Source organism: Virgisporangium ochraceum (assembly GCF_016863655.1).
Taxonomy (GTDB): domain Bacteria; phylum Actinomycetota; class Actinomycetes; order Mycobacteriales; family Micromonosporaceae; genus Virgisporangium; species Virgisporangium ochraceum.
This window is the reverse complement of the sequence record NZ_BOPH01000082.1, coordinates 165,739-187,496: the sequence shown is the minus strand read 5'-3', so window position 1 is coordinate 187,496 and position 21,758 is coordinate 165,739. Positions and strand designations below refer to the sequence as shown.

Here is a 21,758-nt window from a genome sequence, read left to right as displayed (position 1 = left end):
GAAAGCCTCTCCATGCGAAGGGACGTCCCATGGCCACGCTCGCAGTCATCACCGTCAACGTTCACGACATGGACCAGGCTGTCGTCTTCTACACCGAGCACCTGGGCTTCGGTGTACGCAACGACTCCGCGGCACCGATGTTCGTGGAGCTGGACAGCGAAGGCCCGCTGATCCTTCTGCAGCAGTGCGAGCGTCCGGCGAAGGCCGACTACCCCGACGGCGCGTGCGTCCTGCTGAACCTCGCGGTCGCCGATGTCGACGCGGAACTGGCCCGGCTGCGCGGGATCGGCGCGGACGTGCTGCACGATTCGCCGCAGGTGTGCCCGGTCGGCCGCTACGTCGCCGTCGCCGACCCCAGCGGCAACGTCGTCGAGCTCATCGAGTTCAGCGGCTAGCGGGCCGTGCTCGCCGTAAGTCGTCGGCTGGCGTATCTCAGCGCGGTGCTGCTGGTCACCGCGATCCGGCTCGCCGCGGCCTGGATGTCGGCGACGGCCCGGTGCCGACGGGCCGGCCTTCCGGGCACCGCGCTGGCGATCGTCGTCGAGCAGATCCACCGGGCCGGGCCGACCGCGGTCAAGGTGGCCCAACTGCTGAGCACCCGCCTCGACCTGCTGCCGCCCCGGGTGTGCCGGGCCCTGGCGACGCTGCACGACGACGCGCCGCCGATCCCGGCCGGTGTCGCACGACGCATCGCCGCCGAGCGACTCGGCGCGCCGCTGGAGACGCTGTTCCGCACGTTCACGCCGCTGCCGGGCGCGTCGGGCAGCATCGCCTGCGTGTACCGGGCCGAACTCGCCGACGGAACGGTCGTGGCGGTCAAGCTGCGCCGGCCGGGCATCGCGTCGACCATCGCCGCCGATCTGCGGCTGTTCCGGCTCGGATCGTCCCTGATCGCCGACACCCGGCTCATGCGCGGCCTGCCGACCCGCGCGGCGGTCGCGCAGCTGTCGGCGGCGATCGCCGACCAGCTCGACTTCACCCGCGAGGCGGCCGCGCTGGCCGCCGTGGCCGACGCCGTGAGCGGGTTCCCCCATGTGCGGGTTCCGCGGCCGCACCCCGACCTCGCCGATCCGGCCCGCACCGACGCCGGCGTGCTCGTGATGGACTTCGTGGCGGGCCTCGCCCGCCGGACACCCGCCGACCTGGGCGCCGCGGCGTCGGCCCGGGCGGTCGAGTCCAGCCTCGACGCGGTCTACAAGATGCTCTTCACCGACGGGTTGGTGCACTGCGACCTGCATCCGGGTAACCTGTACTTCTTCCCGGACGGGTCGGTGTGCGTGCTCGACGCCGGGTTCGTCGTCGCGCTGCCGGCGGCCGCGCAGCGGGCGTTCACCGAGTTCTTCTTCCGCATGGGTACCGGGAACGAGGCACGGTGCGCCGACCTCGTTCTGTCCACAGTGGACCCACCGGTGGGTTTCGACGACGCCGGGTTCCGGCGTGAACTCGGCGCGCTCGTGCGCAGCGTCACCGGCAGCCGGGCCCAGGAGTTCGAACTGCTCGACTTCGCCGTACGGCTCTTCGACATCCAACGACGGTTCGGCCTGTACGCCGACCCGCAGTTCGTGTTCCCGCTCCTCGGATTGCTGGTACTGGAGGGCGCGATCAAGGAGTACCATCCGACCGCCGACTTCCAGGGGCTCGCCGTTCCGCACCTGATGCGTGCGATGTTCGCGCCTCAACACCCTGAACGGCTACTGATCCGTCACTGAACAGCCGATGGACCTTTCATGGGAACGCATCGATGGTATAGGCCATCGATGCGACTCACTGGAGGTCACGGTGCTGGTCGTCCAGGTCCTCGGTCGAACGGCGGCGTGGCGTGGCACGCGGGAGATCGGACTCGGCCCGGCCGGTCGCCGCGCCGTCTTCGCGCTCCTGGCCCTGCACGCGGGACAGCCGCTGGCCCGGCACGAGATGATCGACTCCCTGTGGGGCGAGGCACCGCCGGTCGGGGTCGTCAATGTGCTGCACACCCACGTCAAGCACCTGCGCCGGCAGCTCGAACCCGACCGACCGCCGCGCTCGCCCAGCGCGGTACTGCCGTCGGTCGGCGACGGCTACGCGCTGCGCCTGGCCGATGCGACCGTCGACTTCCAGCGGTTCCGCGACCTCACCGCCGCCGCCCGCGACGCGGCCGCACGCGGCGACCCGCACCGCACCGCCGACCTGCTCGGCTCGGCCCTGGCCCTGTGGCAGGGTCGGCCCGCGGCCGACGTCGCCCCGCTCGCCACCCACCCCCGCGTGCTGCGCCTGGTGAACGAGCAACGCGACGCGGTCAGCCGGTACGCCGACGCGATGATCGACACGCACCGCGCCTCCGACGTCCTGGGCCTGCTCGCCGAGGAGGCCGCCGCGCACCCGCTCGACGAGGAGGTACAGGCCCGGCTGATCCGGGCCTACGCGGCGGTCGGGCAACGGTCGCGCGCGCTCGCCACGTACGAGACCGCACGCCGTCACCTCGCGGAGGAGCTCGGCGTCGACCCCGGACCGATCCTGGTCCAGGCCCGACGCGGCCTGTTGCGCAACGCACCGACGAGACCGGCGGCGCCGGCCGCGCGGCCCGGATCGCAGCTGCCGCCGGAACCCACCGTGTTCGCCGGCCGGTCCACCGAGATCGCCGAGCTCGACCGGGTACTCGCCGCCGACAGCGACGAGCCGGCCGCCGTCGTCGGGCTGATCTGCGGAACCGCGGGCGTCGGCAAGACCGCGCTCGCGCTGCGCTGGGCCCACCGCCGCCGCGACCGGTTCCCGGACGGGCAGCTGTTCGTCGACCTCCGGGGGTACGACCCGGAACGGACGCTGTCGCCGGCCGCGGCGCTGCGCCGGCTGCTGGCCGGCCTCGGAGCGAACGGCGCCGACCTGCCGGCCGACGTCGACGATCTGATCGCCCGCTACCGCGCCGAGACCTCCGACCGGCGGATGCTGATTGTGCTCGACAACGCCGGGTCGGCCGAGCAGGTCCGGCCGCTGCTGCCCGGCACGGCTCCGAGCCGGGTGCTCGTCACCAGCCGCGACAGCCTCGCCGGGCTGGTGGCGCTCAACGGGGCGCACCGGGTGGCCGTCGACCCGATGCCGGCCACCGACGCGGAACTGTTGCTGCGCCGGCTGATCGGCCTGCGCGCCGAGCACGACCCGGTGTCGACCGGTGCGCTCGCCGAGCAGTGCGCCCGCCTGCCGCTGGCGCTACGGGTGGCCGCCGAGTTCGCCAGCGCCTCCCCCGGTCTCACGCTCGCCGACCTCGTCGCGGAACTGGCCGACCGGCGCCGCCGGCTCGACGTCCTCGACTCCGGCGGCGACGTGCGCGCGGCCGTCCGGACGGTCTTCTCCTGGTCCTACCACCACCTGGACCCCGACGCGGCCCGCGCCTTCCGACGGCTCGGACTGCACCCCGGGCAGAGCTTCGACGCGGCGGCGGTGGCCGCGCTCGCCGGCGTCGGCCGTGCCGACGGCGTGCGGCTGGTGAACACCCTCGTTCGCGCGAACCTGGCCCACCGGCTGCGCCACGGACGGTACGGCCTGCACGACCTGCTGCAGGCCTACGCCGCGGAGCTCGCCCAGCGCATCGACAGCGAGGCGACACTGCGCGCGGCGGCCGAACGTCTGCTCAGCTACTACGTGACGGGATCGTGGCAGGCGGTGCGGGCGCTGTACCCGACGTGGCGGGGATACGGACAACGGCCGCCTTCCCCCGATCCGGCGGAGGTGTCGCTGGACGCGGCCGACGCACGGCGATGGCTCGACGCGGAGCTACCGGCGCTCGCCGGCCTCGGCCCGTTCGCCGAACGTCACGGCGGGTCGGAGCAGGCGGTCCGGATCGCGCTGAACCTGCACCGCTACCTCGAGGGCGGGCACTACACCGAGGCGCTGGCCATCCAGACCACGGCGTTGCAGCTCGCCCGCCGGTGCGGCGACGTGTCGGCGCAGGCACACACCCTGACCAACCTCGGCGTGATCCACCGGCTGCTCGGCCGGTACGCCCGGGCCGTCGAGTACCACCGCCGGGCGCTGGCCCTGCACCGCGCCACCGGCGACCGGTCCGGGCAGGCGCGGACGCTGTCGAACCTCGGCATCCTGGCCGAACGCCAGGGCGACTACCCCGGTGCCGGCCGCTTCCACAACGAGGCCCTGTGCGCCTTCCGCGACGTCGGTGACCGGTTCGGCGAGGCCGCCGCGCTGGCCAACGTCGGCAACGTGCACATCCACCAGGGACACCCGGCCGCCGCCATCGCCGGCTTCACCGCCGCACTGGCCCTCTTCCGCGAACTGGACGACCGCGTGGGGCAGGCCATCGCCCTGTCGAACCTCGGCGACGTGCACATCGGAACCGGTGCCCACCCCACGGCCGCCGGCCACCTGGACGAGGCGCTGGCCCTGTTCCGCGAGCTCGACCACCGCGGCGGCGAGGCGACCGTCCTGGCCAATCTCGGCCTCCTGCGCGCCCGCACCGGTGACCCGGTCGGCGGCATCGAGTACCTGGAGACCGCACTGGCGACGTTCCGGTCGACGGGGCACCGGTACGGGCAGGCGAGTGTCCACAACGGACTCGGCGAGGCGAACCGCGTGGCGGGCCGCCCGGACGAGTCGCTGGCGCACTACCGGGAGGCCCTGGCGGTGGCGACGGACACGGGCGACCATGACGAACGGGTCCGCGCGGAGAACGGGATCGCCGCCGCCGGCGGGTGACCGGGCGGACCCCACTCCCGACGGGCGGACAGCGCATAAACCTAATTTGCCTCCCAAATGGTGCAAGATGACCATATGCCGTTGTCCCGGATCGCTTGTGGGCTGACGGCACTGCTCGTCGTGTGGATCGCGGCCGTCCTCCTCCCGCCGCGCCCGGCGGAAGCGGCGACGGTGGGACTCACCACCGCCGGAACCGACTTCTGGGTGGCCTTCCACACCAACATGACCCCGTTCACGCTGACGCTCGAGATCTCCGGCGCGACCGCGACGTCCGGCGTCGTCACGTGGCCCGGCGGCACGACGACCCCGTTCTCGGTCACACCCGGCACGGTCACACCGGTCACAGTGGACCCGGCACTTGCCGTGTCCATCCCCGACGGCACCGTGGACGCGGGGGTCCGCATCACGAGCGGCGAACCCGTCTCCGTCTACGGCATCAACCACCAGTCCAACAGCGCGGGCGCGTTCGTGGCCCTACCGACGCCCGCCCTCGGTACCCGCTACCGCGCGTTGGCCTACCCGACGACCGTGCAGCCGTACGCCAGTCGCGTCATGGTCGTGGGCACCCAGGCCGGGACGACGGTCACCGTCACGCCCCACGGGATCGTCGGATCACGTCCGGCGGGTGTTCCGTACACGGTCACCCTCGACGCCGGCCAGGTCTACACGGTGTCCGCCGACGCGAAGGTCGCGGGAAGCAACGACGTGACCGGCACCCTCGTCACCTCCGACCGGCCGGTGGCGGTGTTCGCCGGCAACGACTGCGGCCTGATCGGCACGGGCGGCGGCTGCGACCAGCAGACCGAGCAGATGGTGCCGACGACCGCATGGGGCACCCGGTTCCTCCCGGTGCGGTTCGCCAAGGCCAGCGGCGGCGACCCGGTCCGCGTCGTCGCCGATACCGCCGGCACCGTCGTGCGCCTCGACGGCACGGTGGTCGCGACCCTCGCCGCGGGCGAGACCTACGAACAGACCATCCTGACCGCCGGCGGCAACACGGCCGCCGTCCTCACCACGAGCGAGCCGGCGCTCGTCGGGCAGTACATGACCAGAGGCAGCTTCGTGCAGGGGGCGACCACCGCCAGCGGTGACCCGTCCCTGATGCTGCTGCCCCCGTACGAGCAGTACCTGACGGAGTACCAGGTGGCCGGTCCGGCGACCCGGTTCGGCTTCAACGCGGTCAACGTCGTCATCCCCACGCGTGCGGCGGCCGGCCTGCTCCTGGACGGTGCGCAGGTGCCCGAGTCGTCGTTCGCCCCGATCGGCGACAGCGCCTTCTCGTCGGCCCAGCTGCTGGTGACGCCGGGCACGCACACCCTGCGGGCCGGTGCGCCGTTCGGGGCGTTCGCCTACGGCGCCAACGGGTTCAAGTCCTACGCCTATCCGGCCGGCGCCGGCCTCGCCTCGGTCGCCTCGGTGGCACAGGTGACGTCCCCGGCCACCCGCGACGCGACCACCGGCTCGACCGTCTGCCTGACGGCCACGGCGACGGACTCCCAGCTCTCCCCCGTCGTGGGCGTGCGTGTCGACCTGACCGCCGCCGGCGCCAACCCGGCCGCCACCCAGGCGACGACCGACGCCGCCGGCCTCGCCGAGCTCTGCTACCCCGGAACCGCTGTCGGCTCCGACACGGTCACCCTCGCTGCGGGCCGGGCCACCAGCATCACGACCGTCACGTGGCACGAGCCCACGACCGCACCGTCCCCGACAACCTCCACCACCACGGCAGCCCCATCGGCCTCACCCAGCCTGTCGGTTCCACCGTCACAGGAGCCGAGCGTCGACCCATCGGCCAGCGCGGAACCCTCCGCGAGCGCGGAACCCTCCGCCAGCACAGAACCATCGGCAAGCGCCCCGCCCTCCGCCAGCGCTGAACCCTCCGCGAGCGCAGAACCCTCTACGAGCGCAGAACCCTCTACGAGCGCAGAACCCTCTACGAGCGCAGAACCCTCCGCGAGCGCAGAACCCTCCGCGAGCGCAGAACCCTCCGCGAGCGCAGAACCCTCGGCAAGCGCCCAGCCCTCGGCAAGCGCCCAGCCCTCGGCAAGCGCCCAGCCCTCGGCAAGCGCCCAGCCCTCCGCCAGCGCGTCGCAGACGGTTCCCGCCGGCCGGAGTCCCGATGCCCCCGCGCAGCCCACCGCGACCGCCGGCGACCAGGCACTCGAAGCCGCCTGGACCATGCCGGCCACCCACGGCGCGTCCGTGAGCGGCTACACCGTGACCGTCACCCCGGGCGACGGGACCTGCCTGGCGTCGGCCGCCGCGACGAGCTGCCTGGTCGGCAACCTCCGCAACGGGACGGCGTACACGGTGCGCGTGGTGGCGCATTCGAGCGCCGGCGACTCCGACGTGAGCGCCCCGAGCGAACCGGTCACGCCGAGCGGGATGTTCGGGTCGGCGACCCGGTTGTCGTGCGACCGGACGACCGTCGCCCCGGGCGCGCCGATCACCCTGGTAGCCCACGGCTACCTCGACGGGAGCACCGTCGCGTTCCACCTGTACTCGACGCCCATCCCGCTCGGCACGGCGACCGCCGGTCCGGACGGGACGGCGACGCTGCGAACCGTCGTTCCGGCCGGCGTGCGGGGACAGCACGTGGCGTCGGCACTGGGCTTCTCGTCGGACGGCGTACCACTCAGCCGGACGTTCGCGCTGACCGTCCACCCGGGACGGACGTTGGCGACGACGGGCGGGTACGCCCTGCCGACGATGCTGGCCGGCCTGGCGTTGCTGCTCGCCGGGGCGCTCCTGCGGACGGTGCCCCGCGTCGGACCCGCCGACCGCTGGTGGCGACGACCGCGGCGGCGACGGCGGTGACCGCCGCCGCCCTACGGGGTGACGCGGTCGCGGATGCTGTCGAGCACCGCCTCCGCCGCCCACGCGGCCGCGTCGGCGATGTCACGCCGGTCCATGCCGAACTCGCGGCGGAACGTCACCCACGTCGCGGCGGAGTCGAGGTGGGACAGCGCCACGACGACCGACCTGCGCTGCTCCGGGTCGAGGGACGGCACCTCGGCGTCCAGCAGCCGCTCGAGGTGTGTCCGGCCGAGCGACGGCGCCGCGCCGCTGACGCCGCGCATCGCCGTCTCGGCGACGACGTGGGCGAGCTCGGGCCTCGCGTCGTACCGCTGCATCGCGTCGCGGATCGCGAGGGGGATGTCGAAGATGGAGTGCGACTCCTCGCGGACGAACACCGTCGCCTCGATCCACGCCGCGGTCGCCAGCAGCAGGTCGACCCGCGTCGGGTAGTTGCGGAACACGGTGCGTTCGGCGATGCCGGCCCGGCGCGCGACGAGCCGGAACGACACGTCGTCGCTGCCGACCTCCTCGATCAGCTCGGCGTAGGCGGCGAGGATCGCCGCCTGGTTGCCGGTGAGCGCCGGCCCGGTCACGGCTTCACCCAGGTCCCTTCGGGAAGTTTCGCGAGCACGGCGCCCATGGCGCGGTCGAACGCGTCGCAGATCTCGCCGGCGTCCAGGTCGAAGCCGGTGCGCAGGCGCGCCCAGAACATCGCCGACGAGAAGTACCGCAGCGACGCCGCGACCCGGCGCCGGTCGCGCCGGTTGAGCGTCGACGCCGACACGTCGAGCATCGCCTCGATCGCACGCGTCATGTAGGCGGGCTCGGCGTCGAGCGTCGGCGAGATCGCGGACGCCCGTGCGCCGACGTACGCGTACGCCGGCAGGGCGTCGAAGGCGCGGAAGCGCTCGTGCACGGCGGCGCGGAAGTCGGCGACGGTCACGAACGGCGGCAGCGGGAAATGGGTCTGTTCGATCCAGTTCGACAGTGCGGCGAGCAGGTGCGCCCGCGTCGGGTACTGGCGGTAGACCGTGCGTTCGGAGATGCCGACCTCGTCGGCGAGGGCACGGTAGGAGATGTCGTCGAACGTGTGCTGACGCAGCAGAACCGCGGCGCTCGCTAGAATCGCGGTCGCGGTGTCGACCGGCTCCCCCATCCCGTTCCCCTGCCTCGATCGGTCGCCCAGTGCGGGGGGCCGGTGACCTCCGGCGGAAGCACATAGCGATCGGAGTCGTCGAGCGTCAGCGCCAGCGACGAGACGTACTGCACCTCGCCGTGTGACCCCCGCTGGGCCGAGGCAAGCATATCCGGCCGTTCGAACATGTACCCGGTGACGTGGCAGCGCAGCCGCTCACCCGAGGGGTTGCCGTGCTCGTCGAACAGGGGTGAGTCGATGCCGTCGGAGTGGCGGCGAAGGTAGTAGCGCCCCCGCGTCGCGAGGGCCGTGACCGGTGTGGCGACGAACGCGACGCCGATCGCGATGAGCACCGAGAACGGCTTCAGCGCGGCGCCGAGCAGCCCGGCGAACGCGAGCAGCGACAGCACCGAGGCGAGCCCCACCGACACCAGTCCCACCGGGTTCCAGTCGTGCAGCATGCCGCGGCGGAACTCGGGGAAGCGCGGCGAGATGCGCAGCACCCACTTGTTGACCGCGATGTCGGTCGCGATCGTCACGAGCCAGGCCATGACGACGTTCGCGTAGAGGCTCAGCACGAAGGAGATGAGGGTGAAGACGTCCAGCATCATGAGGCCGTAGGCGATGACGAGGTTGAACAGCACGAAGACCGTGCGACCCGGGTAGTGCTTCGCCAGCCGGGTGAAGACGTTCGACCACGCGAGCGAGCCCGAGTACGCGTTCGTCACGTTGATCTTCACCTGCGCGACCACGATGAGCACGAGCGCGAGGACGATCGCGAGCCAGTCCGGGATGAGGGACTGGTACATCCCGACGAACTGCTTGACCGGCTCGGTCGCCTGGTGCCCGAGCGTGGGTTCGACCTTCACGAGGAGGTAGACGGCGAGGAACACCCCGATCACCTGCTTGGTGCCGCTGAAGATCACCCAGCCCGGACCGGAGAACGCGAACGACGTCCACCACGAGCGGGCGTTCGCCGGCGTGCGTGGCGGCATGGCCCGGATGTAGTCGATCTGCTCCGCCAGCTGCGGGGTGAGGGCGAAACACACGGCCGCGCTCGAGACGACGGCGCCGAAGCTGACCGAGCCGTCGGAGTTGCCGGTGAACGAGGTGAAGGCACGCACCGCCTCGTGGTCGGAGACGAGGATCCACAGCAGCGGCAGCAGGGCGAGGGCGAGCCACAGGGGCGTGGTCCAGAACTGCAGGCGCTCCAGCGCACGCATGCCGTAGATGACGATCGGGATCACGACCACGGTCGAGACGAGGTAGCCGAGCCACAGCGGCATCTCCGTCGCCACCCGCAGTCCCTGCGCCATGATGGCGCCCTCCAGGGCGAAGAAGATGCACGTGAAGCCGGCGAAGACCACGGTCGTGATCATCGAGCCGTAGTAGCCGAATCCCGAGCCGCGGGCGATGAGGTCGAGGTCGAGGTTGTAGCGGGCGGCGTAGTAGGCCACGGGCACGCCCACGATGACGATGACGACCGACGCGAACAGGATGCCGAGCACCGCGTTGCCGGTGCCGTGGTCGATGCCGATGCTCGCGCCGATCGAGAAGTCGGCGAGGAACGCGATGGACCCGAGGGCGGTCGCGCCCACGGAGGCCGCGCTCCAGCGCCGGAAGGTGCGCGGCACATAGCGGAAGGCGTAGTCCTCGAGGCTGTCCTCCGCGGCCGCGCGCGCGTTGTCCGTCGACACAGTGGCATCCACCTCGCGTGCGGCATCCTCCCGGTCCGGTGTTACGCGCGCATTGCGGGCGGAAACGCAGGTCGTGTCGGCTCAGATCGCCATGGCGGCCCGCACCGTGGAGACGGCCGCCGAGCCCCCTTCGTCGGTCTGGGTGACGAAGCCCGAGGCGAGGACGACGTAACGCTCGGCGGCCTCGAGCGCGAAGCCGATGTGCTGCTCGACGAGCAGCACGTGGATGCCCTCGCCGGCGAGTTGCACGATGGTCTGCTCGATCTCGGCGACGACCGTGGGCTGGATGCCCTCGGTCGGCTCGTCGAGGATGAGCAGCTTCGGCTCGGTGATGAGGGCGCGGGCGATCGCGAGCTGCTGGCGCTGCCCGCCCGAGAGCAGGCCCGCCTTCCGGGTCGCGAACTGCTCCAGTGCGGGGAAGCGGGCCAGCTGCGCGTCGATGAGGGCCCTGCCGCGCCGGCGCCCGTCGGCGACGAGCTGCAGGTTCTCGAGCGTGGTCAGCTGGCCGAACGCCTGCTGACCCTGCGGTACGTACGCCATGCCACGGGCGACGCGCTTGTTGGGGGCGAGCGACGAGATGTCCTCGCCGTCGAAGAACACGCGGCCCTTCGTCGGCTTGATGAGCCCGATCGCGACGCGCAGCAACGTGGTCTTTCCGGCGCCGTTGTGGCCGAGCACGGCCACGACCTTCCCGGCCGGCACGGTGACGCCGTGCAGCACCCGCGTGCGTCCGTAGCCGGCCTGGATGTCGGTGAGCTCGAGCATGTCAGTCCCTTTCCTCGACGGCCGCGTCGGGCACGGCGGCCATGGCGGCCGTGGTCGCCGCTCCCGCGGTGCCGAGGTAGACCTCCTGCACCTGGGGGTCGGCCTGCACCTCGGCCACCGTGCCGTGCGAGAGCACCTTGCCCTGGTGCAGCACCGTCACGCGGGTGGCGAAGCGGCGCATGAAGTCCATGTCGTGCTCGACCACCAGCACGATGCGCTTCGCCGCCACGCGTTGCAGGAGCTCGCCGGTCGCGGTGCGCTCGTCGTGGCTCATGCCGGCGACGGGTTCGTCGAGCAGCAGCACCCTCGCGTCCTGCACGAGCAGCATCGCGATCTCCAGCCACTGCTTCTGGCCGTGCGACAGGACGCCGGCCGGCGTGGCCAGCTCGCCGGCCAGTCCCGTCTCCTCCAGCGCCTGCACGATCGACGGGTCGACGCCGCGCCGGATCCGTAGCAGCGAGCCCGAGTGGCGGTGGCGTCCGGCGGCGATGTCGAGGTTCTGGAGCACCGAGAGCTCGTCGAAGACGCTCGCGGTCTGGAACGTGCGGCCCACCCCGAGCCGGACGATCCTGTGCACCGGCCGGCCGAGCAGCTCCTGGTCGCCGAGCCTCGCCGACCCGGTGGCCGCGGAGAGCCCGGTGATGGCGTCGATGCAGGTCGTCTTGCCGGCGCCGTTCGGGCCGATGAGGAACCGGACCTCGCCGGGGTGCGCGTCGAAGGAGACGCCGCCGACCGCGACGAAGCCCGAGAACTCGACGTGGAGGTCGGTGACGACTAGCGAGTCGGTCACGACTTCGCCTCCTCGAGCTGAGGCACCGCACTGGGCGCCGCCGGCACGTCGGCAGGGCGGCGGCGGGCCGCCGTGAGCCGGGGGAACACCGACGACAGTCCCTTCGGCAGGAAGAGGATGACGACGACGAACAACAGGCCGAGGATGTAGGTCCAGCCGTCGGGCCAGGTGGAGCCGAGACTCGACTGCCCCCATCCGACCGCCATCGCGCCGAGCGCGGGGCCGAAGAGGGAGGCGCGTCCGCCGAAGGCGACACCCGCGATCATCAGGATCGAGGCGGCGGCGCCGATCTCGGCCGGAGTGATGATGCCGACGATGGGTACGAACATCGCTCCGCCGATGCTCGCCATCAGCGCCGCGACGACGAAGGCGACGAGCTTGATGTTGGCCGGGTCGTAGCCGAGGAAGCGCACGCGCTCCTCGGCGTCGCGGGTGGCGACGAGGAGCTCGCCGAACCGGCTGCGGTAGAGCTGCCACACCACCAGCAGGCACACGACGAGCAGCGCCGCCGTGATGAGGTAGACCATGGTCCTGTTCGCCGGGTCGTCCAGCACGAAACCGAAGAAGAACTTGAAGTCGCTGAGCCCGGTGTCGCCACCGGTCTCGCGGATCGTGGAGCTGATCAGGGTGGCGAGTGCGACGGCGAGCGCCTGCGTCAGGATCGCGAAGTACGCGCCCTTCACGCGGCGCTTGAACAACGCGTAGCCGAGGGCGCCGGCCACGACCACCGGGAGCAGCACGATCGCGAGCAGGGTGAACGCCGAGCTGCGGAACGGCTCCCAGAACGCGGGAAGCGGCGCGAGCGGGTCGTAGAGCACCATGAACCCCGGGACCGTGTCTCCGGCGGTCTCCAGCGTGAGGTGCATGGCCATCGAGTAGGCACCGAGGGCGAAGAACACCCCCTGTCCCATCACGAGCATCCCGCCCCGGCCCCACGCCAGGCCGATGCCGACGGCGGCCATCGCCCAGCAGCAGTACTTGCCGAGGTTGCCGAGCCAGTGGTCGCTGAGCACGAGCGGAGCGACCCCGAGGAGCAGGACGGCGAACAGCCCGATGCCGATGAGTGGCTTTATTTTGGTCATACGAGGCTCCTGGTCCGCACCGTGAACAGACCCTGCGGGCGCAGCTGCAGGAACACGATCACGAGGATGAAGGCGAGCACCTGCGCGAGGCTGCCGGTCGTCCAGTAGGCGAAGTACGAGAGGACGACGCCCACCGCCCACGCGGCGACGACGGTGCCCTTGAGCTGACCGATGCCGCCGGCAGCGACGACGAGGAAGGCCGGGATGATGTACTGCACGCCCATCTGGGAGTTCGTACCGCCGATCAGCGACGCGGCCACGCCGGCGACCCCGGCCAGCCCCGACCCGACGAAGAAGGTCAGCCGGTCGACGGTGCGGGTGGAGATCCCCGTGACCTCGGCGAGGTCCCGGTTCTGCACGGTCGCCCGGATGCGGCGGCCGAACGCGGTCGACTTGAGCCAGGCCGCCAGCGCGCCGACGCAGACGGCCGCGAGCACGATGGTGAACACCTGCCGCAGTGGCCAGTCGTAGCCGAGGATGGTCAGCTGCCCGTCGAGCCAGCCCGGCTTCTCCACCGGGACGCCCTGGGACGGGAAGATCTGCAGTGCCGCCTGCTGGAGGATCAGGCCGACCCCGACGGTGACGAGCAGGGTGTCGAGGGGTCTGTGGTACATCCACCGGATGATGCTGACCTCCAGCAGGAGGCCGAAGAGTCCGGCGACGACGAACGCGACCGGCAGCGCCACCGGGATCGACAGGTCGCTGGAGTGGATGACCTGCTGGACGAGGTAGGCGGTGAAGGCGCCGATCATGAGGAACTCGCCGTGGGCCATGTTGATCACGCCCATCTGGCCGAAGGTGAGCGAGAGACCGAGCGCGGCGAGCAGGAGCAGCGCACCCTGTGCGCTGCCGTTGAGCAGCGGTGAGACTAGTGCGTCCACGTGTCCTCATTCCCTGTGTGGGGGCGGGGTTGCCTGCCGTGGGCGGCGGGCAACCCCGCAGGGGCGATCAGCCCGCGGCTTTCACGAGCTGGTCGCGGATGTTCGCCGGGAACCAGTCGTAGCCGTTGAGGAACGGGTCGGGTTCGATGAACTTCTCGGAGGACCAGACGATGTCGAACTGGTTGCTGGCGTTGATCCGGCCGATGTTGCCCGGCTTGGAGATGTGGTGGTTCTCGCCGTTGAGCGTGACGGTGCCCTCCGGCGCGGCGAACGTGATCTTGTTCGCCTTCGCGGCGGCGTTCACCTTGTCGACGTCGAACGAGCCGGCCGCCTCGACGAGGGCCTTGTACAGGTACAGCGAGATGTAGGCGGCCTCCATCGGGTCGGAGGTGACGCCGCTGCTGTTGGGGTAGGCCTTCCAGCTCTGGATGAACTTCGGGTTGGTGTCGGTCTTCATCGACTGGAAGTAGTTCCAGGACGCGTAGTGGCCGGTGACCTCGTGTCCCATGGCCGGCGCCTCCTCCTCGGCGATCGACACCGAGATGATCGGAGTGGTCGCGGCGGCGAGGCCGGCGTCGTAGTAGGCCTTGATGAAGCCGACGTTCGAGGAGCCGTTGATGGTGTTGAAGATGAAGTCGGGCTTGGCCGCCTTGATCTTCGCCACCTGGGTGGTCCAGTCGTCCTTGTCGAGCGGCACGTACTCCTCGCCGACGATCTGGATGCCGAGCTTGGCCGCGTAGAGCTTGATGATCGCGTTCGCGGTGCGCGGGAAGACGTAGTCGCTGCCGGCGAGGAACAGCTTCTTCACGCCCTTGGAGGCGAGGAAGTCCATCGCCGGGATGATCTGCTGGTTGGTGGTCGCGCCGGTGTAGTAGATGTTCGGCGATGCCTCGAGGCCCTCGTACTGCACCGGGTAGAAGAACAGGCCGTTGTGCTTCTCGACGACCGGCTTGACGGCCTTGCGGGAGGACGAGGTCCAGCCGCCGAAGATCGCGCCGACGCAGTCCTGGGTGAGCAGCTTCTCGGTCTTCTCCGCGAAGGTGGGCCAGTCGGTGGCGCCGTCCTCCTGGACGTACTGGATCTTCTTTCCGAGGATGCCGCCGCCGGCGTTGATCTCGTCGGCGGCCATGTGCAGCACGTTGGAGACGGTCTTCTCGGAGATCGCCATGCCACCGGTGAGGGAGTTCAGGAAGCCGAGCTTGATGGTGCTGCCGGAGGTGTCGACGCAGCTCGCTGCGGCCGGCTTGTCGCCGGAGGTGTCGTCGCCGGCGCGCGCGCCGCAGCCGGCGAGCACGAGGGCGACGGTCGTCGCGAAGGCGCCCGTGGCCACAAGCGTGCGCAACCGCTTGCTGGGGGTGGACATATGGCAACTCCGATCCTGGAAAGGAAGAGGTGACGTCAGGGTCGCGGCACTGCGAATGTTCATGGCTGCTACAGGTGAGAGCAGATTGATCGTGCGTCATTGCTCTGACATTTCTCGACCGTTCCAACTATGTAACCGACACCCAGCAGAGTCCCGTAAGCCCTGGAAACACAGCGAAACTTGCGGAGCGTGGATGTCAGAGTTCTGCCATCAACCGAACGGGTCCGGCGAACGTGGCACACTTCTGACATCCGGAGGAGTCTGGTCCGGACGCCTGCGCGGGCGCCGGTTCTCATCGTCTTCCCATCCGCGTCGCGTCCCGCTCGCAGACGCGGCTGGTGCAGTGTCCCGATGCCCAGATCATCCAAGCGAACGCCCGCCGCGCGCCCACGATCGCGACGGGCGCGGATCGCCATCGCGACCGTCGTGCTCGTCCTGACCGCCGCCGTCGCGGCCGACCGGATCGCCGCCCGGATGGCGGCCGGCCGGTTGGAGACCCGGCTGGCGTGCCTCGCCGACCTCTCCGCTCCCGCGCGGGTGGACGTGCGTGGCTTCCCGTTCCTGGCGCAGGCGGCCGCCGGCCGGTACCGCGAGATCGTCGTGACCGCCACCGACATCAGCCGCGGCGGCCTGCGTGTCGCCCGCGTGGAGGCGGTGCTGCGGGACCTGCGCACCGGTGACGGCCGGACCAGCGTCGGTGAGCTCGCGGTCGCCGCGACCGCCGGGTTCGACAGCCTGCCCACCTCGCTGGGTGAACGGCCGGTGCGTTACAGCGCCCGCGGCGACCGGTTGGCCATCACCACCGAGCTGGCGCTGGCCGGGCAGCGGCAGCCGGTCACGATCCTGGCTCTGCCCCGGCTGACGGACGGCACGCTGACCATCCAGCCGGAAACCGTGGAGGTGCTGGGCATCCAGCGGCCCGCCGAACGGCTGCTCGCCCGCGTCGGGCTGGACAGGCTGCCGTCGAGAGCGCTGCCCTCCCTGGCCGAGGGACTCACCTACCGGTCGGTGGAGGTCGTCGACGACGGCCTGCGGATCACCGTCGACGGGCACGACCTCAGCACCGGCGCCACCGGATCCGGTCGCGGCGGCGTCCACTGTGGAGGCCGGCGATGAGTGCACGTCACGACGGCGTCGTCCACCGCGTCCTCGGCCGCGTCGGGCGTGCCTGCGCCGCCCGGCCGCGTTCCGTCGTGACCGCGTGGCTGCTGCTGGCCGCCGCGGTCGTCACCGCCGTGCTCGCCTACGGCAGGCCGGTCGACAACGAGGTGGCCCTGCCCGGCAGCGACGCGCAGGTCGCCCGCGACCTCGTCGACACCCACCTGCCCGGCGACGACGGAGCCAGCGGCCAGGTCGTCCTCCACACCCCGCGGGGCCGCCTCGACGACGCGTCCGCGCGGGCGACCGTCGACGAGGTGGCCGCCGCGATCGCGGACCTGCCACACGTCACGGCCGTCACGCCGCCGTCGGCGGAGCAGGGCACGCTCAGCGGCGACGGGCGCACCGGCTATCTCACCGTGGACCTCGACCTCAGCCCGCGCGAGGTCGACCGACGTCTCGCGCGGCAGGTCGACACGGCGGCCGACCCGGCCCGTGCCGCCGGCATGGACACCACCCTCGGTGGAGCCCTGGCCGCGGCCGCCGACCGCGGCGACAGCCGCGTCAGTGAGGTCGTCGGCCTGCTGGTGGCCGCGGTGGTGCTGGTCCTGGCGTTCGGCGGGATCGTCGCGGCCGGGCTGCCGATCGTGACCGCTCTGCTGACGCTCGCCTGCGCCGTCGGCACCGTCGGGCTGGCCGGGCACCTGGCCGGCGTGCCCGGGGTGGCGGCGACGCTCGCCACGATGATCGGGCTCGGCGTCGGCATCGACTACGCCCTGTTCGTCGTCACCCGCCACCGCGAACTGCTCGCCGGCGGGCTTCCGGTGGTCGCCGCGGTCGAACAGAGCATGGCCGGATCGGGCAGCGCCGTCGTCTTCGCCGGCGGCACCGTCGTCATCGCCCTCGGCGGGTTGGCCGTCGCCGGCGTGCCGATCCTCACCACGCTCGCCTGGAGCACCGGTCTGACCGTGGTCGTCGCCGTGGCCGGCTCCGTCACGCTGCTGCCGGCCCTGCTGGCACTGCTGGGTGCCCGGATCGACACGTGGCGGGTCCGGCGGGTCGCGGCCGTCCACGACGGATCGGCCTGGAGCCGGCGGGCCGATCGGGTCACCGCTCACCCGTGGCGGTACGCGACCGCCGCGACGCTGCTGCTCGGCCTGCTCGCCGCGCCCGCGCTGGGCCTGCGGCCCGGTCAGACCGACGGCGGCGACGCCCCGGCGGGCAGTGCCAGCCGGCAGAGCTTCGACCTGCTGGCCGCCGGATTCGGCCCGGGTGTCAATGGGCCGCTGACCGTCGTGGTGCCGCTCGATCCGCCGGCGGCCGGCCCGGCGGACCCGCGGCTCGCGGCCGTGCGTGACGGTCTCGCCGCGCTGCCCGGTGTCGCGTCGGTGGCCCCGGCGCGCCCGTCGCCGGACGGCGCGATCGCGATGGTGCGGGTCACCCCCGACACGGCCCCCAGCGACCCAGCGACCGCCGACCTGGTGGCCACGGTCCGCGACGCGCGGCCCGGCGGGCTGACCGTCCACGTCGGCGGCGTCGTGGCGACGAAGGCCGACCTGACGGACCGGATCGTCGACCGGATGCCGTCCGTCATCGCGCTCGTCGTGGGGCTGTCGACGGTCCTGCTGTACCTGGCGTTCCGGGCACCGGTCGTGGCGGTCAAGGCCGCCGTGATGAACCTCGTGTCGATCGGCGCGGCCTACGGGGCGTTGACCGCCGTGTTCGGCTGGGGCTGGGGCGCGCCGCTCATCGGGCTCGACGGGCCGGTCCCCATCGAGAGCTACGTGCCGATGATGCTGTTCGCGCTGCTGTTCGGCCTGTCGATGGACTACGAGGTCTTCCTGCTGACCGCCGTGCGGGAGGCCTGGCAGCGGGGGGCGGACAACCGGACGGCCGTGCGCACCGGACTGGCCGCCACCGGGCGGGTGATCACCTCGGCGGCGTTCATCATGGTCGTGGTGTTCGCCAGCTTCGTGCTGCACGACGACCCGGTCATCAAGATGTTCGGGCTCGGCATGGCGGTCGCGATCGCCGTCGACGCCACCGTCGTGCGCGGGTTCCTGGTGCCGGCCACCATGGCGCTGCTGGGCCGGGCGAACTGGTGGCATCCCGGCCGCGGCGGTCGGGTTCCGCCGGTCGGCTAGCGCAGGATGCTGCGCTTCTGCCGCTCGAACTCGCCGGTGCTCAACGCGCCCGAGTCGCGGCGCTGCGCGATCCTGCGGATCCGTTCGATCCGGTCGAGGCCCTCCTCGCCCGGGCCGGCGTTCTCCAGATCCGCGCGGAGCAGCGTGAACTCCTCGCGGGTCAGCGCACCGGTGCTGCGCAGGTTCTCGAGATCGTAGAAAGGGGACCGGCCGCGGCGCGTGGCGGCCGCGCCGGCGCGCCGGTCCCGGTGCCGCTGGCCCTGACCATGGGTGCGCCGGCGGACCAGCTGGAAGATCCCGATGGCGGCCACCACCAGACCGTTGAGCAGGAACGTCACGGCCATGATGGTGCCGCCGAGCCTGGCGTCGCCACCGATCGTGGAGTCGGACCGCACCTTGACGAGGGTGGCGGCACCGCCGCCGGCGAAACCCACCACCCACAGGATCAGTCCGGCGCCGGGCACGAAGATCCGCGTACTCACGAGCATGCCGACGGCCCACAGGAGCGCTCCCCCGAACGTCGTCCAGAACACCGACGACGCGTTGTCCGGACAGGGTCGGGCGGAGACGTACGGCCCGCCCGACGAGCAGGTGCCGATCTCGAGCACGGCGTTGAACCCGACGGCCGCCAGCCCGATGCCGGTCAGGCCGACCACCAGCGCGACGATCTCCCGATGGACCCGCTTCATCCGTGCTCCCGCCAGTGACCGAGGCTGCGACGAATCAGGATCGCACCACGACGATCGCGATCATGTCCGGAAGCCGACCGTCCGGTCAGCGGGGCCGGCGGGCGTCGACGATCGGAGGTCGGACTTTCGGTAACTTTTGGGAACCGGAATGCTACTTTTAGTCACCACTCGTGGTCAGGGTGGTTGCCGACGCGGGCACCGGAGCAGCTGAGAGGACCCCGCCCGAATGCCTTTCGTCCGTTCGTGGCGGAACTCCCGCCCCGTCGTCGGCGCGACCGTCGCGTCGGTCCTGTCGGTCGTCGCGCTCGTGCCCGCGTTCCCGACCTCCGCCGGCGTGATCACCGGGGGCGACATCGTCGTCTCGTCGCCGGTCTCCGGCGCGGTGGCCGCGAACACGCCGAACCTCGCCATCCTGCTGGAGTTGACGGCGCCGGCCGGGATCACCCTCGGCCAGGACCTGATCGAGGCGGTCGATCTCGGCGCCGACCGGTGCCGGGACCTGGAGCCGTTCCTCATCCCCGGCACCTCGCTGGTCCTCCTGACGACACCGGACAACGCGGTCGACGACTCCCTCGACGGATGCGCGCCCACCGCGGACCCGACCGTCGGCGAGACGGTCACGATCACCTTCGCGAACGGCGGCAGCGACACCTGGGCGAAGACCGGCAGCGGCCTGGTCTTCGTCGAACCGCCCGCGATCGCCGCCGCGCACACCAACCCGGTCTTTACCGAGAACAGCGCGGCCCTGCCGGCCGGCAGCCGCGTCACCCGCCTGCTGTCGACCGGCGACCAGCGGGTGCGGATCACCGCCGCCCACACCTTCGCGTTCAGCGGCGGAGCCGACGCCGGACTGGCGGTGACGGTCGGCGGAGAAGCCGCCACCGAGGTCACGGCGTGGAGCAGGGCGGACCCCACCACCCCGCTCACCGGCCCCGCCTCGGACGACGACAAGGGCAACACGCTGAGCTTCCGGACGGCGGCGGATCTGACGGCGTCCGCCGACCCGTCGATCACGATCACGCAGAACGGCATCAGCCAGACGTTCACGGCCGCCGACACCGGGCTCACCATCGTCGCGGCGCCCGTCGTCACGGGCGTCAGCCCCGGTTACGTCAGGGCCGGCTCCACCGCCACCGTGACGCTCATCGGCACGGGCTTCGCCGCCGGCACCACGGCCACCGTGTGCGGCGACACGGTCAGCCCCGGCGAGCCGAACGCCGACGGCACGTCGATGACCATCTCGGTCGACACCACCGAGATCGTCGATGACGCCGACGGTCTCGGCATCGGCACCTTCGCGGGGGTCTGTCCCGTGGTCCTGACCGCGGACTCCGTCGACAGCCCCATCAGCGACCGGTCGGCGATCGCGATCCTCTCGGAGTAACGGGCCCGCGTGGTCGCACGCCGCAAACTCGCTTGCCCGTCCGTGGACCACGGACCATCGTCACGGCATGACCGAAACGTGGACGCTGTTCGACCGGCTCGCAGACCGCTACGACGAGGTCATCCCCTTCTTCGCGGAGTTCGGCGCGCACCTGCTCGACCTCCTCGACCCCGCACCGGGTAGCCGGTTGCTGGACATCGGCAGCGGCCGGGGCGCGATCGCCGTGGCCGCCGCGGCCCGCGGATGCGTCGTCACCGCGGTCGATGCCGCTCCCCGGATGGTGTCGCGGCTGGCCGCCGCCCACCCGGGGATCGACGCCCGGCAGATGGACATCCACCAGCTCGACCTGCCCGACGGCACCTACGACGTAGCGACCGGCGGCTTCGTCATCCACCTGGTCGCCGAACCGGTGCGGGTGCTCGCCGAACTGCACCGCGTCCTGCGGCCGGGCGGCACCGTCGCCCTGACCACGCCGGGCCCGTGCGAGGACGGCGGCCGCTGGGACACCTTCAACTCGATCTGGGACGAGTTCGCACCGCGCGCCGCGCAACGCCCGTGGCCGGACCCTCCCGACGTCCCGCTGGACATGCGCCGGGCCGGCTTCGTCGACGTCCGCACCGCCGCCCTCGCGGTCCACCTGCCCGTCGCCGACCCGCAGGCCTGCTGGGACTTCGAGATGTCACACGGATTCGCCTCCCGCGTCGAGGCGCTCGGCCCGTCGGACGCGGCCGAGTTCCAGCGGCGGGCACTCGCCGAGCTGGAACGCATGCACCGGTCCGGCGGCATCGTCGTCGACCGCGGCGCCACCGTCCACCTCGCCACGCGCTGACGCCCCACCGGCGTACCGCTCACCGGTCCGGGTCGCTACCGACCCAGGCGGCCCCGGGCGGACCTGGTGCAACTGGCCGTCTCCGCGGGATCGGCGTCGGTGAGCGACAGGCCGTGCAGGTGGGCGACGGTGCGCAGCGGCGTCAGGTCGGCCGGCGCGGCACCCCGGGTCAGGCTCAGCGAGCGCAGGGTCCGGTGGCCCGACAGCGGGGCCAGGTCCGACGCCGAGTTCGCTGTCAGGTGCTCCAACGGCAGGTCCCGCAACGGTTCCAGGTCCGCGGCGGTGACCGACTCGGCGACGTACCCGGGCCGTGTCTCCCAGTCGACGCCCACGTTGATGACCTGTCCGGGCCGGCCGTGACGGGCCGGTGCGAGGTCGACGGCGAGGAAAGTTGCCGCCGCTGTCGTCGGCGATCGGGA

18 protein-coding genes are annotated in these 21,758 nt (G+C 71.9%); 8 read left to right on the top strand and 10 right to left on the bottom strand.

Translation table 11 applies throughout. The annotated features are described in order from the left end of the window. Window positions 1-29: 29 nt before the first annotated feature. The 4 genes from Voc01_RS28500 to Voc01_RS28485 all read left to right on the top strand — a co-directional run bounded on the left by Voc01_RS28500 (window position 30) and on the right by Voc01_RS28485 (window position 7,500). Window positions 30-395, top strand: coding sequence for a VOC family protein (locus Voc01_RS28500; RefSeq protein WP_203930656.1), 366 nt, complete (start codon window positions 30-32; stop codon window positions 393-395). 6 nt (window positions 396-401) lie between these two features. Then, window positions 402-1,709, top strand: coding sequence for an ABC1 kinase family protein (locus Voc01_RS28495; RefSeq protein ID WP_203930655.1), 1,308 nt, complete (start codon window positions 402-404; stop codon window positions 1,707-1,709). 70 nt (window positions 1,710-1,779) lie between these two features. Then, a complete protein-coding gene (locus tag Voc01_RS28490; protein ID WP_239160548.1) occupies window positions 1,780-4,683 on the top strand; it encodes an AfsR/SARP family transcriptional regulator in 2,904 nt (967 codons plus the stop codon). 75 nt (window positions 4,684-4,758) lie between these two features. Further along, window positions 4,759-7,500: a fibronectin type III domain-containing protein gene (locus Voc01_RS28485; protein ID WP_203930653.1), complete on the top strand. Its 2,742-nt coding sequence runs from the start codon at window positions 4,759-4,761 to the stop codon at window positions 7,498-7,500. Between the two features lie 11 nt (window positions 7,501-7,511). Here the strand turns inward: Voc01_RS28485 and Voc01_RS28480 are convergent, their stop codons facing one another. The 8 genes from Voc01_RS28480 to urtA all read right to left on the bottom strand — a co-directional run bounded on the left by Voc01_RS28480 (window position 7,512) and on the right by urtA (window position 15,195). After that, window positions 7,512-8,075, bottom strand: a complete 564-nt coding sequence (locus Voc01_RS28480; RefSeq protein ID WP_203930652.1) for a TetR/AcrR family transcriptional regulator — start codon at window positions 8,073-8,075, stop codon at window positions 7,512-7,514. Then, window positions 8,072-8,638, bottom strand: coding sequence for a TetR/AcrR family transcriptional regulator (locus tag Voc01_RS28475; protein ID WP_203930651.1), 567 nt, complete (start codon window positions 8,636-8,638; stop codon window positions 8,072-8,074). The genes Voc01_RS28480 and Voc01_RS28475 overlap by 4 nt, the downstream gene beginning before the upstream one ends. After that, the gene (locus Voc01_RS28470; protein WP_203930650.1) at window positions 8,602-10,326 is read right to left on the bottom strand and encodes a purine-cytosine permease family protein; all 1,725 of its coding nucleotides are present in this window, start codon (window positions 10,324-10,326) and stop codon (window positions 8,602-8,604) included. The genes Voc01_RS28475 and Voc01_RS28470 overlap by 37 nt, the downstream gene beginning before the upstream one ends. 69 nt (window positions 10,327-10,395) lie before the next feature. Then, window positions 10,396-11,079 carry an ATP-binding cassette domain-containing protein gene (locus Voc01_RS28465; protein ID WP_203930649.1) on the bottom strand — a complete coding sequence of 228 codons (684 nt, stop codon included), beginning with the start codon at window positions 11,077-11,079 and terminating at the stop codon, window positions 10,396-10,398. Between the two features lies 1 nt (window position 11,080). Further along, window positions 11,081-11,869: an urea ABC transporter ATP-binding protein UrtD gene (gene urtD / locus Voc01_RS28460; protein WP_203930722.1), complete on the bottom strand. Its 789-nt coding sequence runs from the start codon at window positions 11,867-11,869 to the stop codon at window positions 11,081-11,083. After that, window positions 11,866-12,951, bottom strand: a complete 1,086-nt coding sequence (urtC, locus tag Voc01_RS28455) for an urea ABC transporter permease subunit UrtC (protein ID WP_203930648.1) — start codon at window positions 12,949-12,951, stop codon at window positions 11,866-11,868. Before urtC ends, urtD begins: the two co-directional genes overlap by 4 nt. Further along, complete coding sequence (gene urtB, locus Voc01_RS28450) at window positions 12,948-13,832, bottom strand: urea ABC transporter permease subunit UrtB (RefSeq protein ID WP_203930647.1); 885 nt, start codon at window positions 13,830-13,832, stop codon at window positions 12,948-12,950. Before urtB ends, urtC begins: the two co-directional genes overlap by 4 nt. A 67-nt stretch (window positions 13,833-13,899) precedes the next feature. Then, a complete protein-coding gene (gene urtA / locus Voc01_RS28445; RefSeq protein WP_203930646.1) occupies window positions 13,900-15,195 on the bottom strand; it encodes an urea ABC transporter substrate-binding protein in 1,296 nt (431 codons plus the stop codon). Between the two features lie 426 nt (window positions 15,196-15,621). Between urtA and Voc01_RS28440 the strand changes: the two genes are divergently transcribed. Next, on the top strand, window positions 15,622-16,311 hold the full coding sequence (locus Voc01_RS28440; protein ID WP_203930645.1) for an LmeA family phospholipid-binding protein: 690 nt from the start codon (window positions 15,622-15,624) through the stop codon (window positions 16,309-16,311). Further along, window positions 16,308-18,437 (top strand): MMPL family transporter, encoded by a 2,130-nt coding sequence (locus Voc01_RS28435; RefSeq protein ID WP_203930644.1) that lies wholly within the window; start codon window positions 16,308-16,310, stop codon window positions 18,435-18,437. Before Voc01_RS28440 ends, Voc01_RS28435 begins: the two co-directional genes overlap by 4 nt. Here the strand turns inward: Voc01_RS28435 and Voc01_RS28430 are convergent. Further along, a complete protein-coding gene (locus Voc01_RS28430; RefSeq protein ID WP_203930643.1) occupies window positions 18,434-19,126 on the bottom strand; it encodes an SHOCT domain-containing protein in 693 nt (230 codons plus the stop codon). The two genes, Voc01_RS28435 and Voc01_RS28430, sit on opposite strands and share 4 nt — an antisense overlap. 226 nt (window positions 19,127-19,352) lie before the next feature. Here Voc01_RS28430 and Voc01_RS28425 point away from each other — a divergent pair, with 226 nt between their 5' ends. Beyond that, window positions 19,353-20,510: a hypothetical protein gene (locus Voc01_RS28425; RefSeq protein WP_203930642.1), complete on the top strand. Its 1,158-nt coding sequence runs from the start codon at window positions 19,353-19,355 to the stop codon at window positions 20,508-20,510. A gap of 67 nt (window positions 20,511-20,577) precedes the next feature. Further along, window positions 20,578-21,339 carry a class I SAM-dependent methyltransferase gene (locus Voc01_RS28420; RefSeq protein ID WP_203930641.1) on the top strand — a complete coding sequence of 254 codons (762 nt, stop codon included), beginning with the start codon at window positions 20,578-20,580 and terminating at the stop codon, window positions 21,337-21,339. A gap of 35 nt (window positions 21,340-21,374) precedes the next feature. Here Voc01_RS28420 and Voc01_RS28415 read toward each other — a convergent pair whose 3' ends face one another. Continuing rightward, on the bottom strand, window positions 21,375-21,671 hold the full coding sequence (locus tag Voc01_RS28415) for a hypothetical protein (protein WP_203930640.1): 297 nt from the start codon (window positions 21,669-21,671) through the stop codon (window positions 21,375-21,377). Window positions 21,672-21,758: the final 87 nt, after the last annotated feature.

Excerpts from the sequence above, each read along its gene's own strand:
- Voc01_RS28500 (WP_203930656.1), top strand. The coding sequence starts at position 30 with ATGGCCACGCTCGCAGTCATCACCGTCAACGTTCACGACATGGACCAG.
- Voc01_RS28485 (WP_203930653.1), top strand. The coding sequence starts at position 4,759 with ATGCCGTTGTCCCGGATCGCTTGTGGGCTGACGGCACTGCTCGTCGTG.
- Voc01_RS28475 (WP_203930651.1), bottom strand. The coding sequence starts at position 8,638 with ATGGGGGAGCCGGTCGACACCGCGACCGCGATTCTAGCGAGCGCCGCG.
- Voc01_RS28465 (WP_203930649.1), bottom strand. The coding sequence starts at position 11,079 with ATGCTCGAGCTCACCGACATCCAGGCCGGCTACGGACGCACGCGGGTG.
- urtC (WP_203930648.1), bottom strand. The coding sequence starts at position 12,951 with ATGACCAAAATAAAGCCACTCATCGGCATCGGGCTGTTCGCCGTCCTG.
- urtA (WP_203930646.1), bottom strand. The coding sequence starts at position 15,195 with ATGTCCACCCCCAGCAAGCGGTTGCGCACGCTTGTGGCCACGGGCGCC.
- Voc01_RS28435 (WP_203930644.1), top strand. The coding sequence starts at position 16,308 with ATGAGTGCACGTCACGACGGCGTCGTCCACCGCGTCCTCGGCCGCGTC.
- Voc01_RS28430 (WP_203930643.1), bottom strand. The coding sequence starts at position 19,126 with ATGAAGCGGGTCCATCGGGAGATCGTCGCGCTGGTGGTCGGCCTGACC.
- Voc01_RS28425 (WP_203930642.1), top strand. The coding sequence starts at position 19,353 with ATGCCTTTCGTCCGTTCGTGGCGGAACTCCCGCCCCGTCGTCGGCGCG.
- Voc01_RS28420 (WP_203930641.1), top strand. The coding sequence starts at position 20,578 with ATGACCGAAACGTGGACGCTGTTCGACCGGCTCGCAGACCGCTACGAC.